The following is a 14,246-nucleotide window of genomic DNA, read 5'->3' as shown; positions in this document are numbered from 1 at the left end:
TCAAAAAAATGTTTTGATTAATTGATAAAATCCATACATTTGCAGTCCGTTAGAAATAGCGGACTTTTTTTATTGAGTTTGCCGGTGTAGCTCAGCTGGCTAGAGCAGCTGATTTGTAATCAGCAGGTCGTGGGTTCGAGTCCCTCTATCGGCTCAGTTCTTTTTTGTATTGAAAAAATAAAAATGGTTTGGGGAGATACTCAAGCGGCCAACGAGGGCGGACTGTAAATCCGCTGACTACGTCTTCGCAGGTTCGAATCCTGCTCTCCCCACAAATGAAACTTGGAATTTAGAAAATGAATTTAAAAATTTCTGAAATCTAACATCTGAACACACAAAAGCCGGTGTAGCTCAGGGGTAGAGTGCTTCCTTGGTAAGGAAGAGGTCACGGGTTCAATTCCCGTCATTGGCTCAAAATTGTAAAATTTGAACACTAATAAATAACTAAGATTAAAAATTAATTAAAATGGCAAAAGAAAATTTTAGTCGTACCAAGCCACACCTTAACATTGGTACGATTGGTCACGTTGACCACGGAAAAACTACATTAACTGCAGCTATTACTAAAGTATTATCTGACGCAGGATATTGTCAAGCGAAATCATTTGATCAAATTGATAACGCTCCAGAAGAAAAAGAAAGAGGTATTACTATTAACACTTCTCACGTTGAGTACGAAACTGCTAACCGTCACTATGCGCACGTTGACTGTCCAGGTCACGCGGATTACGTTAAGAACATGGTTACTGGTGCTGCTCAAATGGATGGTGCTATTCTTGTAGTTGCTGCTACTGATGGTCCAATGCCACAAACTCGTGAGCACATCCTTTTAGGTCGTCAGGTAGGTATTCCTCGTATCGTTGTTTTCATGAACAAAGTGGATATGGTTGATGATGCTGAGCTTTTAGAGCTAGTTGAAATGGAAATCAGAGACTTATTGTCTTTCTACGAGTATGATGGAGATAATGGGCCAGTTGTTCAAGGTTCTGCTTTAGGTGGATTGAATAATGATCCAAACTGGGTACCAAAAATTATTGAATTAATGGAAGCTGTAGATAACTGGATTGAAGAGCCAGTACGTGATGTTGCTAAGCCATTCTTGATGCCAGTTGAAGATGTATTTACAATTACAGGTCGTGGAACTGTTGCTACAGGTCGTATTGAAACTGGAGTTGCTAATACAGGAGATCCAGTAGAAATCATTGGTATGGGAGCTGAAAAATTAACTTCTACTATTACAGGAGTTGAGATGTTCCGTAAAATCCTTGATAGAGGTGAAGCTGGAGACAACGTAGGTTTATTGTTAAGAGGTATTGATAAAGCTGATATCAAAAGAGGTATGGTTATTATTAAGCCAGGTTCAGTAAAACCACACTCTAAATTCAAAGCTGAGGTTTATATCTTGAAAAAAGAAGAAGGTGGTCGTCACACGCCATTTCACAATAACTACCGTCCACAGTTTTATGTTCGTACAACTGATGTAACAGGAGTTATTTCTTTACCAGCAGGTGTAGAGATGGTAATGCCAGGTGATAACTTAACTATTGATGTAGCTTTATTAAGTCCAATTGCAATGAACGTAGGTTTACGTTTCGCTATCCGTGAAGGTGGTAGAACAGTTGGTGCTGGTCAGGTAACTGAAATTGTAGAGTAATCTACATAAATATATAACCAGTAGATAATCGTTTGGTTGTCTACTGGTTTTTTAAAAAAAAAATACGGGCGTAGTTCAAGGGTAGAATAGCGGTCTCCAAAACCGTTGATGGGGGTTCGAATCCCTCCGCCCGTGCAAATCTTAAAGACGATGACAAAAGTTGTTAATTATATATCAGAAGCATTTGAAGAGCTTAAATCAAATGTTACTTGGCCGGAATGGTCAGAAGTTCAGCGTTACACTATTGTAGTAGCTGTTTTTTCTATTGTATTGGCTCTAGTGACATGGGGTGTTGATGAGTTTTTTGCAAAAGCTTTAGAGGGTTTTTTCAATTGGTTGAAACCTTAAAATTAATATAAAGAATGGCTGATATTAATACAAAAAAGTGGTATGTAGTTAGAGCAGTAAGTGGTCAAGAGAATAAGGTTAAATCTTATATTGAGACTGAAATTGCAAGATTAGGAATGGCTGATTACATTTCACAAGTTCTTGTGCCCACAGAAAAAGTAGTTCAAGTTAGAGATGGAAAAAAAATTTCAAAAGATAAAGTTTACTTTCCAGGTTATGTCATGATCGAAGCTAATCTTATGGGTGAGATTCCTCATATCATTAAATCGATAACAGGAGTTATTGGGTTTTTAGGTGAGGTTAAAGGCGGTGATCCGGTACCATTAAGATTATCTGAAGTGAATAGAATGTTAGGGAAAGTTGATGAGTTAGCTGTTAATACAGATACACAAAATATTCCTTATGTAAATGGAGAAACAGTGAAAGTTATTGATGGTCCTTTTAATGGTTTCAATGGAACTATTGAAAAAATCAATGAAGAAAAGCGTAAACTTGAAGTAATGGTGAAAATTTTTGGTAGAAAAACACCACTAGAATTAAGTTTTATGCAAGTAGAAAAAGTATAATTTTTTGTTACAAATACAATAAACCACATCAATCGCTTCCAATTGAGAGATGTAAAATTTTTAAGAAATGGCTAAAGAAATTAGTAAAGTAGTTAAACTACAAGTTAAGGGAGGTGCTGCGAACCCGTCGCCACCGGTTGGACCTGCTTTGGGAGCTGCTGGGGTTAATATCATGGAGTTCTGTAAGCAATTTAATGCTAGAACCCAAGATCAACCTGGCAAAGTATTACCAGTACAAATTACTGTGTACAAAGACAAATCATTCGATTTTGTTGTAAAAACTCCACCTGCTGCAGTTCAGTTATTGGACGCTGCTAAATTAAAATCTGGTTCTGGCGAGCCAAACCGTCGTAAAGTGGGAAGTATCACTTGGGACCAAATTAAAGCAATCGCTGAAGACAAGATGACTGATTTAAATGCTTTCACAATTGAATCTGCTATGAGCATGATTGCTGGAACAGCTAGATCTATGGGTATAACTGTAACTGGAGATTCTCCTCTAAAATAAGGTAAGAAATGGCAAAATTGACTAAAAAACAAAAAGAGGCTGCTTCAAAAATTGAGAAAAATAAATTGTATTCATTAAAAGATGCTTCATCCTTATTGAAAACAGTTGCTTCTGCAAAATTTGATGAGTCTGTAGATATTGCTGTTCGTCTAGGAGTAGATCCAAGAAAAGCAAATCAAATGGTAAGAGGTGTTGTAACGCTTCCTCACGGAACTGGTAAAGATACTAAAGTATTAGCTTTAGTAACTCCAGATAAAGAAGCAGAAGCTAAAGCTGCTGGTGCTGATTTCGTAGGATTAGACGATTACCTTCAAAAAATTAAAGATGGTTGGACTGATGTTGATGTAATCATTACTATGCCAGCTATCATGGGTAAATTAGGCCCACTAGGACGTGTGTTAGGTCCAAGAGGTTTAATGCCTAACCCTAAAACAGGAACAGTTACTATGGAAATTGGTAAAGCTGTTGCTGAAGTAAAAGCGGGAAAAATTGACTTCAAAGTTGACAAAACAGGTATTGTTCACGCTGGTATCGGAAGAATTTCTTTCGAAGCTGACAAAATCGTTGATAACGCTCACGAAATTATTCAAACATTAATTAAAATGAAACCAACTGCAGCTAAAGGTACTTACATCAAGTCTATCCACTTGTCTAGTACAATGAGTCCTGCTATCGCTTTAGATCCTAAAGCTGTATAATTGGTAGTTAAACATATTTTATTATGACTAGAGAAGAAAAATCAATCGCGATAGAAGATTTAACTGCAAAGTTGGCTGATGCAAACATTGTATATATTGCAGATACATCTGGATTAAATGCAGAAACTACTTCAAACTTAAGAAGAGCTTGTTTTAAAGCTGGAATTAAATTAGAAGTTGTTAAAAATACATTACTTGAAAAAGCAATGGTAGCTTCTGCTAATGATTATGGAGATTTACCATCAGTATTAAAAGGAAATTCTTCAATTTTCATTGCTGAAGTTGCAAATGCTCCTGCAAAAATCATTAAAGATTTCCGCAAGAAATCTGATAAACCACTTTTAAAAGGTGCTTTCATTAATAATGAAATCTACATTGGAGATAACTTATTAGATAGCTTAGCATCTCTTAAATCTAAAGAAGAAGTTATCGGTGAAATCATCGGATTGCTTCAATCTCCTGCTCAACGTATTATTTCAGCATTATTAAATAATGCAGAACAAAAAGGTGAAGCAGCTGAATAATCGAGCAGACTAAAAAAACATATTTAATTAAAAGAACATTTTAAACGATAGAAAAAATGGCAGATTTAAAACAATTCGCAGAACAATTAGTTAACTTAACAGTTAAAGAAGTTAACGATTTAGCAACAATATTAAAAGACGATTATGGTATCGAACCAGCTGCTGCAGCTGTAGTAGTTGCTGCTGGTGGAGCTGATGCAGGTGCTGCTGAAGAACAAACAGAATTTACAGTAGTATTGAAAGATGCTGGTGCTTCTAAATTAGCAGTAGTTAAAGCGGTTAAAGAATTAACAGGTCTTGGCTTGAAAGAAGCAAAGGATATCGTTGATGGTGCACCTTCTAATATTAAAGAAGGAGTTTCTAAAGCAGAAGCTGAAGGTTTGAAAAAATCTTTAGAAGAAGCTGGAGCTGTTGTTGAGTTAAAATAATAACACACCGGTTTTAGAACTAGGTTTAGGTCTTGAGTTAACCCTCAAAGACCTAAACCATTTTTCGTATAATAAAATTATATAAATTTTATTACTGCATAGCTCAAATTACGAAGGAGCTTTTAATCAATACGAAGAAAAAAATAGACAATTTTCCTGGTTTATTTTTAAGAGGTATTGATTATCAAAAAAAAGGAAAGTAGAGATTGAACAGTGTTTTTACACAAAAATTACTTTTTTTAAATCAAAATTTTGTCCATTGATGATAACAAATCAGACTGAAAGATTGAATTTTGCCTCAACAAAAAATATACCTCAATATCCAGATTTTCTAGATGTGCAGGTAAAATCTTTTAAAGATTTCTTCCAATTAGAAACGAAATCAGATGAAAGAGGCAACGAAGGTTTATATAATACCTTCATGGAGAACTTCCCAATTACAGATACAAGAAACCAATTTGTATTAGAATTTTTAGATTACTTCGTAGATCCACCACGTTACACGATCGAAGAATGTATTGATAGAGGTTTAACTTACAGCGTTCCCCTTAAAGCCAGACTAAAGCTTTACTGTACAGATCCAGAACATGAGGATTTTGAAACTATCGTTCAAGACGTATATCTAGGAACAATTCCTTACATGACACCAAGTGGTACTTTCGTTATAAATGGTGCTGAAAGAGTTGTGGTTTCTCAATTACACCGTTCACCTGGTGTTTTCTTTGGACAATCATTCCATGCTAATGGAACCAAATTATATTCTGCCAGAGTAATTCCTTTTAAAGGTTCTTGGATAGAATTTGCTACCGATATCAACAACGTAATGTATGCGTATATTGATAGAAAGAAAAAATTACCAGTAACGACTCTTTTCCGTGCCATCGGTTTTGAGCGTGATAAAGATATTCTTGAAATTTTTGACCTTGCAGAAGAAATCAAAGTTTCAAAAACAGGTCTTAAAAAATACATCGGTAGAAAACTTGCTGCACGTGTTTTGAATACATGGCATGAAGATTTCGTTGACGAAGATACAGGTGAAGTAGTATCTATTGAGCGTAATGAAATTATATTAGATCGTGATACTATTATCGATAAAGATAATGTAGAAGAAATCATTGATTCTAATGTAAAATCTATTTTGTTACACAAAGAGGATAACAATCAAGCAGATTATGCAATTATCCACAACACATTACAAAAAGATCCAACAAACTCTGAAAAAGAAGCTGTTGAGCACATCTATCGTCAGTTGCGTAATGCAGAACCGCCTGATGAAGAGACTGCTCGTGGTATTATCGATAAATTATTCTTCTCTGACCAACGTTATAACTTAGGTGAAGTAGGTCGTTATAGAATGAACAAAAAGTTAAACCTTGATATTCCTATGGAAAAACAAGTTTTAACAAAAGAAGATATCATTACTATCGTAAAATATTTGATTGAGTTAATCAATTCAAAAGCCGAGATTGATGATATTGATCACTTGTCAAACCGTCGTGTTAGAACAGTTGGTGAACAACTTTCTCAACAATTTGGTGTTGGTTTGGCTCGTATGGCAAGAACCATTCGTGAGAGAATGAACGTTAGAGATAACGAGGTGTTTACACCAATCGATTTGATTAATGCTAAAACATTATCTTCGGTTATCAACTCTTTCTTTGGTACTAACCAGTTATCTCAATTTATGGATCAAACGAATCCATTGGCAGAGATTACACACAAAAGAAGATTATCAGCACTTGGACCAGGAGGACTTTCGAGAGAAAGAGCTGGTTTCGAGGTTCGTGACGTTCACTATACGCACTACGGAAGACTTTGTCCAATTGAAACTCCTGAAGGACCAAACATTGGATTGATTTCTTCTCTTGGTGTTTATGCTAAAGTTAACGGAATGGGATTCATCGAAACACCTTACCGTAAAGTAACTAACGGACAAGTTGACTTAGTTTCTGAACCTATTTATTTAAGTGCAGAAGAAGAAGAAGGAAAAATGATTGCTCAGGCAAACATCGAAATGGATGCTAACGGAAAAATCACAGCTGACAAAGTTATTGCTCGTGAAGAAGGCGATTTCCCTGTAGTTGAGCCAAATGTTGTTCATTATACTGACGTTGCGCCAAACCAAATTGCTTCGATTTCGGCTTCATTAATTCCTTTCTTGGAGCATGATGATGCGAACCGTGCGTTGATGGGATCAAACATGATGCGTCAAGCCGTTCCATTATTACGTCCAGAATCTCCAATCGTAGGAACAGGTCTTGAAAGACAAGTTGCTTCTGACTCGAGAGTATTGATTAATGCAGAAGGTAACGGAACTGTTGAATACGTTGATGCTAACATGATTACCATTAAGTACGATAGAACCGATGCTGAAAGAATGGTAAGTTTTGATGCTGACGAAAAGACATATCAATTAATCAAATTCAGAAAAACAAATCAAAGTACATCTATCAACCTGAAACCAATCGTTAGAAAAGGTGACAGAGTTACAAAAGGTCAAGTACTTTGTGAAGGATATGCTACTCAAAACGGAGAATTAGCACTTGGAAGAAACCTTAAAGTAGCGTTCATGCCATGGAAAGGTTACAACTTCGAGGATGCAATTGTAATCTCTGAAAAAGTAGTTCGTGATGATATTTTTACCTCAATCCACGTAGATGATTATTCATTAGAAGTTAGAGATACTAAATTAGGTAACGAAGAGTTAACTAATGATATTCCTAACGTTTCTGAAGAAGCTACTAAAGATTTAGATGAAAATGGAATGATTAGAATTGGTGCCGAAGTTAAACCTGGCGACATCCTAATCGGAAAAATTACACCAAAAGGAGAATCAGACCCAACTCCAGAAGAAAAACTTTTAAGAGCAATCTTTGGAGACAAAGCAGGTGATGTAAAAGATGCTTCATTAAAAGCTTCTCCATCATTACACGGTGTAGTTTTAGATAAAAAACTATTCGCTCGCGCGGTAAAAGATAAAAAGAAACGTACCAAAGATAAAGACGATTTGACGGCTTTGGAAATGGAATTCGAAACTAAATTTGTTGAATTAAAAGACAGATTAATCGAAAAACTATTTGAAATCGTTGATGGTAAAACGTCACAAGGAGTAATGAATGACCTAGGTGAAGAAGTTCTTCCAAAAGGTAAAAAATACTCTAAAAAGATGTTACAGTCAGTTGAAGATTTTGCTCACTTAACCAAAGGTCAATGGGTTTCTGATGATGAAACTAACATTTTAGTTAATGACTTAATTCACAATTATAAAATCAAATTAAACGATTTACAAGGTGCGTTGAGAAGAGAAAAATTCACAATTACAGTTGGAGATGAATTACCAGCTGGAATTTTGAAACTTGCTAAAGTTTATATCGCTAAAAAACGTAAGTTAAAAGTTGGTGATAAAATGGCAGGACGTCACGGAAACAAAGGTATTGTTGCTCGTATCGTAAGAGACGAAGATATGCCTTTCCTTGAAGATGGAACGCCAGTTGATATCGTATTGAACCCACTTGGTGTACCTTCACGTATGAACATTGGGCAGATTTATGAAACCGTTCTTGGTTGGGCTGGACAAAAATTAGGTAGAAAATATGCTACACCAATTTTTGACGGAGCAACATTAGACCAAATTAATGAGTTAACTGACGAAGCTGGAATTCCACGTTTTGGTCACACTTATTTATATGATGGTGGAACAGGAGAACGTTTCCATCAACCAGCAACTGTTGGAGTTATCTATATGTTGAAACTTGGACACATGGTTGATGATAAAATGCACGCTCGTTCAATTGGTCCATACTCATTGATTACGCAACAACCACTTGGAGGTAAAGCTCAGTTTGGAGGTCAGCGTTTTGGAGAAATGGAGGTTTGGGCACTTGAAGCTTATGGAGCATCAAGCACGCTAAGAGAAATCTTGACTGTTAAATCGGATGACGTTATTGGTAGAGCTAAAACATACGAAGCTATTGTAAAAGGAGAAACTATGCCAGAACCAGGATTACCAGAATCGTTCAACGTATTGATGCACGAATTGAAAGGTCTTGGATTAGACATCAGATTAGAAGAATAAATCAGTTCTTTGTTGTCGGTTTTCAGTTCTCGGTTTCAAAACTGATAACAGAAAACCGATAACTGATAACTAAAGAGTAATTTATAATAAGTTTTTAAAGATTTATACCCGTAAACCGTTCCGATTTTTTATGCAATATTAAATTGTATAACTAGCACTTCAAGGTGAAAGAGACTTGAGGTTTTGAGAAGTAATTCGAGGTAGTAACTTAATGGTTTAGTTTTTTTAGAAAAACAAAAATCATAAATCTAAGTTCAATTAATAGAAATAAATCAATAGTAAAAACTATGATGAATAATAGAAATAATAAGGACAATAAAAATACTATCAAAAGGTTTGATAGGATTTCAATTGGTTTAGCTTCTCCAGAGTCTATCTTGGCTGAGTCAAGAGGCGAAGTGTTGAAGCCAGAAACTATCAACTATAGAACACACAAACCAGAACGTGATGGTCTTTTCTGTGAAAGAATTTTCGGTCCAGTAAAAGATTTTGAATGTGCTTGTGGTAAATACAAAAGAATCCGTTATAAAGGAATCGTTTGTGACCGTTGTGGTGTTGAAGTTACTGAGAAAAAAGTACGTCGTGATAGAGTTGGACACATCAACCTAGTTGTTCCAATTGCTCATATCTGGTACTTCCGTTCGTTGCCAAACAAAATTGGTTATATCCTTGGATTACCATCTAAGAAATTAGATATGATTATTTACTACGAAAGATATGTAGTAATTCAAGCTGGTATTGCTAAAAATGTTGATGGCGAAGAATTAAACAGATTAGACTTTTTAACAGAAGAAGAGTATTTGAATATTTTAGATACACTTCCAATGGAAAACCAATATTTAGATGATAATGATCCTAATAAATTCATTGCCAAAATGGGTGCTGAATGTATTATGGATTTATTAGCACGTACAGATTTAGATGCTTTGTCATATGAATTACGTCACAATGCTAATAACGAAACATCGAAACAAAGAAAAACAGAAGCGTTAAAGAGATTGCAAGTTGTAGAGTCTTTCCGTGAAGCAAATCTAAACAGAGAAAACCGTCCAGAATGGATGATTTTAAAAGTAATTCCAGTTATTCCACCAGAATTACGTCCGTTAGTGCCGCTTGATGGAGGTCGTTTTGCAACATCTGATTTGAACGATTTGTACAGAAGAGTTATCATTCGTAACAATCGTTTAAAAAGATTAATGGAGATTAAAGCTCCAGAAGTAATCTTGAGAAACGAGAAACGTATGTTACAAGAATCAGTAGATTCATTATTTGATAACACTCGTAAAGCTTCTGCGGTTAAAACAGAATCAAACAGACCATTAAAATCACTTTCCGATTCATTGAAAGGTAAACAAGGTCGTTTCCGTCAAAACTTATTAGGAAAACGTGTGGATTATTCTGCTCGTTCGGTAATTGTTGTTGGACCAGAAATGAAATTGTTCGAATGTGGTTTGCCAAAAGATATGGCTGCTGAATTGTACAAACCATTCGTTATTCGTAAATTAATCGAAAGAGGAATTGTTAAAACAGTTAAGTCGGCTAAGAAAATAATCGACAAAAAAGAACCAGTAGTTTGGGATATCTTAGAAAATGTAATCAAAGGACATCCAGTATTACTGAATCGTGCTCCTACTTTGCACAGATTGGGTATTCAAGCTTTCCAGCCAAAATTAATTGAAGGAAAAGCAATCCAATTACACCCGTTAGTTTGTACGGCATTCAACGCGGATTTTGATGGTGACCAGATGGCGGTTCACTTACCACTTGGACCAGAAGCTATTTTGGAAGCACAATTATTAATGTTGGCTTCACACAATATCTTGAATCCTGCAAATGGTGCGCCAATTACGGTTCCTTCTCAGGACATGGTACTTGGTCTATATTATATGACCAAAGAAAGATTATCAACTCCAGAACACCCAATTTTAGGTGAAGGTTTAACGTTCTATTCTGCTGAAGAGTGTAATATTGCGTTAAACGAAGGAAGAATTGAATTGAATGCTCGTGTGAAAATTAGAGCAAAAGATTTCAATGAAAATGGTGAGTTGGTTTATAAAATTATTCAAACAACTGCCGGTAGAGTATTATTTAATGAAGTAGTACCTGAAGCAGCTGGATATATCAATGAAGTATTGACTAAAAAGAACTTACGTGATATTATTGGAAAAATCCTTGCAGTAACTGATGTTCCTACAACGGCAGCTTTCCTTGATAACATGAAAGACATGGGATACAAATTTGCATTCCGTGGTGGATTATCATTCAGTTTAGGTGATATTAGAATTCCAGAGCAAAAAGAAAAATTAATTGCAGACGCAAGAGAGCAAGTTGAAGGTATTTCTATGAACTATAACATGGGATTAATTACCAACAACGAGCGTTATAACCAAGTTATTGATATTTGGACTTCTGCCAATGCTCAATTGACTGAGTTGGCTATGAAAAATATCCGTGAAGACCAACAAGGTTTCAACTCGGTATATATGATGCTTGACTCTGGAGCGCGTGGTTCTAAAGAGCAAATTCGTCAGTTAACTGGTATGCGTGGTTTGATGGCTAAGCCGAAAAAATCAACTGCTGGTGGTGGTGAAATTATTGAAAACCCAATTCTTTCTAACTTTAAAGAAGGTCTTTCAATCCTTGAGTACTTTATTTCTACTCACGGTGCGCGTAAAGGACTTGCGGATACGGCTTTGAAAACGGCTGATGCGGGTTACTTAACTCGTCGTTTACATGACGTTTCTCAAGACGTAATTGTAAACTCTGTAGATTGTGGAACATTAAGAGGAATAGAAGTTTCTGCTTTAAAGAAAAACGAAGAAGTTGTTGAAACATTAGGAGAAAGAATTCTTGGACGTGTTGCTTTACAAGATGTTATCAATCCATTGACTAACGAAGTATTGGTTCATGCAGGTGAGCAAATTACTGAAGCCATTGTAAAAACAATTGAAGAATCTCCAGTTGAAAGAGTAGATGTTCGTTCGCCATTAACTTGTGAAGCTAAAAAAGGTATCTGTGCTAAATGTTACGGAAGAAACTTAGCTACTGGTAAAATGACACAAAAAGGTGAAGCTGTTGGAGTTATTGCAGCACAATCTATTGGTGAGCCAGGAACACAGTTAACACTTCGTACCTTCCACGTTGGTGGAGTTGCTGGTGGAGTTTCTGAGGAATCAAGCATTGTTGCAAGATTTGGTGGAAGACTTGAAATTGAAGATTTAAAAACAGTTAAAGGTGAAGATAGCGAAGGAAATACAGTTGATATCGTAATCTCTCGTTCTACTGAATTAAAATTAATCGATGTTAAAACCGATATATTATTAAGTACACATAACATTCCTTACGGTTCATTCATCTATGTAAAAGATGGTGATGTTGTTGAAAAAGGAACAGATATTTGTAAATGGGATCCATATAATGGAGTTATTATTTCTGAGTTTACTGGTAAAGTAGCTTATGAAGATTTAGAGCAAGGACAATCGTTCATGGTTGAAATCGATGAGCAAACTGGTTTCCAAGAAAAAGTAATCTCTGAAGGAAGAAACAAAAAATTAATTCCAACACTACACATTTATGGTAAAGATGGCGAATTAATTCGTACCTACAATTTACCAGTTGGTGCTCACCTTATGGTAGAAGATGGAGAGAAAATTAAAGCAGGTAAAATCCTTGTAAAAATTCCTCGTCGTTCTTCTAAAGCTGGTGATATTACTGGAGGTTTACCAAGAATTACCGAGTTGTTAGAAGCTCGTAATCCTTCAAACCCAGCGGTAGTTTCAGAAATTGATGGTGTTGTTTCTTTCGGGAAAATTAAAAGAGGTAACCGTGAAATTGTTATTGAATCTAAATTTGGTGAAATTAAAAAGTATTTAGTGAAACTTTCTAACCAAATTCTAGTTCAAGAAAATGACTTCGTAAAAGCAGGTATGCCATTGTCTGACGGTGCTATTACACCAGAAGATATTCTTAGAATTCAAGGACCATCGGCTGTTCAACAGTATTTGGTAAATGAAATTCAAGAGGTTTACCGTCTTCAAGGGGTAAAAATCAATGATAAACACTTTGAAGTGGTTATTCGTCAAATGATGCGTAAAGTTAGAGTTGAAGATCCAGGAGATACTTTATTCTTAGAAGAGCAACTTATTCATACTAGTGATTTTATCGAAGAAAACGATAAATTATACGGAATGAAAGTTGTTGAAGATGCTGGAGATTCTGATGTATTGAAACCAGGTCAAATTGTTTCACCACGTGAATTGAGAGATGAGAATTCTTTATTGAAACGTAACGATAAAAACCTAGTAGTTGCTCGTGATGTAATTACAGCTACCGCAACTCCAGTACTTCAAGGTATTACTAGAGCTTCGCTTCAAACGAAATCATTTATTTCGGCGGCATCGTTCCAGGAAACTACTAAGGTATTAAACGAAGCTGCAGTAGCAGGTAAAGTAGATACATTAGAAGGCTTGAAAGAAAATGTTATCGTTGGACATAGAATTCCTGCAGGAACAGGTATGAGAGATTATGATCATACTATTGTAGGTTCTAAAGAAGATTTTAACGAAATCATGTCTAAAAGAGAAGAATACATCTACTAATTTAATGATTAGTAGTTATTAAATGAAAGCCACTATTTTATATTTTAAATTAGTGGCTTTTTAATATTAGATATTAAATATCCTAATATCAAATATTTAATATCTAAAATCTAATATTTAAAATCTAAAATCTAAAATCAAATGAGCGATAATAATCCACAACAACAAGGTCAAATTAATATTGAACTTGATGAAAAAACAGCCGAAGGCATTTATTCTAATTTAGCCATCATCAACCATTCTGCTTCTGAATTTGTTGTTGATTTTGTTACAATAATGCCAGGCGTTCCCAAAGCTAAGGTGAAGTCTAGAATTGTTTTAACGCCACAACATGCTAAACGTTTTTTGAAAGCATTAAACGAAAATATTCACCGATTTGAAGCGGTAAATGGAGAAATAAAGGATACTGAGCAACCTCAAATTCCTTTGAACTTTGGTCCGACTGGACAAGCTTAATAAATCTGTTATATTATTTCAATTTAAAGAAGCCACTCTATTGAGTGGTTTCTTTTTTTATAAACGTTAACTAGGTTTTAAATCATTCGATTTGCAAAGTTGAACGAAAGTTTTGGAATTGCAGTAGTGAGTTTTGGAATTGCAGTTGTAAGTTTTATAATGTCAGATGAGAGTTTTGGAATTGCAGTAGTGAGTTTTAGAATTGCAGTTGCAAGTTTTATAATGTCAGATGATAGTTTTGGAATTGCAGTTGCAAGTTTTATAATCTCAGATAAGAGTTTTAAAATAGCGGATGTGAGTTTTAGAAAGACAGTAGCAAGTTTTGGATTTGCAGTCATAATTTCTAGAAAGTCGGATACAAGTTTTAAAAAATTGGATACAAGTTCTAAAA

General features: G+C 35.3%; 11 protein-coding genes and 4 tRNA genes. 14 read left to right on the top strand and 1 reads right to left on the bottom strand.

Translation table 11 applies throughout. The annotated features are described in order from the left end of the window. Nucleotides 1–80 precede the first annotated feature (80 nt). The 14 genes from IAI56_RS04540 (at nt 81) to IAI56_RS04475 (ending at nt 13,855) form a co-directional block, all read left to right on the top strand. Nucleotides 81–154, top strand: a tRNA-Thr gene (locus tag IAI56_RS04540). Between the two features lie 36 nt (nt 155–190). Next, nucleotides 191–272: transfer RNA gene (locus IAI56_RS04535), tRNA-Tyr, on the top strand. 68 nt (nt 273–340) lie between these two features. Then, nucleotides 341–412 (top strand) — tRNA-Thr (locus tag IAI56_RS04530). Nucleotides 413–466: 54 nt separating this feature from the next. Beyond that, nucleotides 467–1,654 carry an elongation factor Tu gene (gene tuf / locus IAI56_RS04525; protein ID WP_187656741.1) on the top strand — a complete coding sequence of 396 codons (1,188 nt, stop codon included), beginning with the start codon at nt 467–469 and terminating at the stop codon, nt 1,652–1,654. A gap of 64 nt (nt 1,655–1,718) precedes the next feature. Further along, nucleotides 1,719–1,789 (top strand) — tRNA-Trp (locus tag IAI56_RS04520). Between the two features lie 15 nt (nt 1,790–1,804). Beyond that, nucleotides 1,805–2,002, top strand: coding sequence for a preprotein translocase subunit SecE (gene secE, locus IAI56_RS04515; protein WP_187656740.1), 198 nt, complete (start codon nt 1,805–1,807; stop codon nt 2,000–2,002). A 14-nt stretch (nt 2,003–2,016) separates the two neighbouring features. Next, nucleotides 2,017–2,568, top strand: a complete 552-nt coding sequence (gene nusG, locus IAI56_RS04510; RefSeq protein ID WP_187656739.1) for a transcription termination/antitermination protein NusG — start codon at nt 2,017–2,019, stop codon at nt 2,566–2,568. Between the two features lie 67 nt (nt 2,569–2,635). Beyond that, nucleotides 2,636–3,076: a 50S ribosomal protein L11 gene (gene rplK, locus IAI56_RS04505; RefSeq protein ID WP_169524314.1), complete on the top strand. Its 441-nt coding sequence runs from the start codon at nt 2,636–2,638 to the stop codon at nt 3,074–3,076. Nucleotides 3,077–3,084: 8 nt separating this feature from the next. Next, entirely contained in the window at nt 3,085–3,774 is a 690-nt protein-coding gene (gene rplA, locus IAI56_RS04500) for a 50S ribosomal protein L1 (RefSeq protein WP_169524315.1), read from the top strand. A 23-nt stretch (nt 3,775–3,797) separates the two neighbouring features. Beyond that, complete coding sequence (rplJ, locus tag IAI56_RS04495) at nt 3,798–4,298, top strand: 50S ribosomal protein L10 (protein WP_187656738.1); 501 nt, start codon at nt 3,798–3,800, stop codon at nt 4,296–4,298. Nucleotides 4,299–4,354: 56 nt separating this feature from the next. Next, the gene (rplL, locus tag IAI56_RS04490) at nt 4,355–4,726 is read left to right on the top strand and encodes a 50S ribosomal protein L7/L12 (RefSeq protein ID WP_187656737.1); all 372 of its coding nucleotides are present in this window, start codon (nt 4,355–4,357) and stop codon (nt 4,724–4,726) included. A 262-nt stretch (nt 4,727–4,988) separates the two neighbouring features. Further along, complete coding sequence (gene rpoB / locus IAI56_RS04485) at nt 4,989–8,801, top strand: DNA-directed RNA polymerase subunit beta (protein ID WP_187656736.1); 3,813 nt, start codon at nt 4,989–4,991, stop codon at nt 8,799–8,801. Between the two features lie 287 nt (nt 8,802–9,088). Next, on the top strand, nt 9,089–13,399 hold the full coding sequence (gene rpoC, locus IAI56_RS04480) for a DNA-directed RNA polymerase subunit beta' (RefSeq protein ID WP_187656735.1): 4,311 nt from the start codon (nt 9,089–9,091) through the stop codon (nt 13,397–13,399). A 141-nt stretch (nt 13,400–13,540) separates the two neighbouring features. Next, on the top strand, nt 13,541–13,855 hold the full coding sequence (locus IAI56_RS04475) for a DUF3467 domain-containing protein (protein ID WP_187656734.1): 315 nt from the start codon (nt 13,541–13,543) through the stop codon (nt 13,853–13,855). Nucleotides 13,856–13,932: 77 nt separating this feature from the next. On the opposite strand, the gene IAI56_RS04470 is transcribed toward IAI56_RS04475, so the two are convergent. Continuing rightward, on the bottom strand, nt 13,933–14,246 hold a 314-nt coding region (locus IAI56_RS04470), incomplete at its 5' end, for a hypothetical protein (protein ID WP_222940967.1).

The organism is Flavobacterium macrobrachii, from assembly GCF_014486675.1.
GTDB lineage: Bacteria > Bacteroidota > Bacteroidia > Flavobacteriales > Flavobacteriaceae > Flavobacterium > Flavobacterium macrobrachii.
Note: the sequence above shows the minus strand (reverse complement) of the source record. Positions and strands in the feature narration are given on the sequence as shown.

Bases quoted from the DNA above. Each gene is read 5' to 3' on its own strand.
- tuf (WP_187656741.1), top strand. From the start codon at position 467: ATGGCAAAAGAAAATTTTAGTCGTACCAAGCCACACCTTAACATTGGT.
- secE (WP_187656740.1), top strand. From the start codon at position 1,805: ATGACAAAAGTTGTTAATTATATATCAGAAGCATTTGAAGAGCTTAAA.
- nusG (WP_187656739.1), top strand. From the start codon at position 2,017: ATGGCTGATATTAATACAAAAAAGTGGTATGTAGTTAGAGCAGTAAGT.
- rplK (WP_169524314.1), top strand. From the start codon at position 2,636: ATGGCTAAAGAAATTAGTAAAGTAGTTAAACTACAAGTTAAGGGAGGT.
- rplA (WP_169524315.1), top strand. From the start codon at position 3,085: ATGGCAAAATTGACTAAAAAACAAAAAGAGGCTGCTTCAAAAATTGAG.
- rplJ (WP_187656738.1), top strand. From the start codon at position 3,798: ATGACTAGAGAAGAAAAATCAATCGCGATAGAAGATTTAACTGCAAAG.
- rplL (WP_187656737.1), top strand. From the start codon at position 4,355: ATGGCAGATTTAAAACAATTCGCAGAACAATTAGTTAACTTAACAGTT.
- rpoB (WP_187656736.1), top strand. From the start codon at position 4,989: ATGATAACAAATCAGACTGAAAGATTGAATTTTGCCTCAACAAAAAAT.
- rpoC (WP_187656735.1), top strand. From the start codon at position 9,089: ATGATGAATAATAGAAATAATAAGGACAATAAAAATACTATCAAAAGG.
- IAI56_RS04475 (WP_187656734.1), top strand. From the start codon at position 13,541: ATGAGCGATAATAATCCACAACAACAAGGTCAAATTAATATTGAACTT.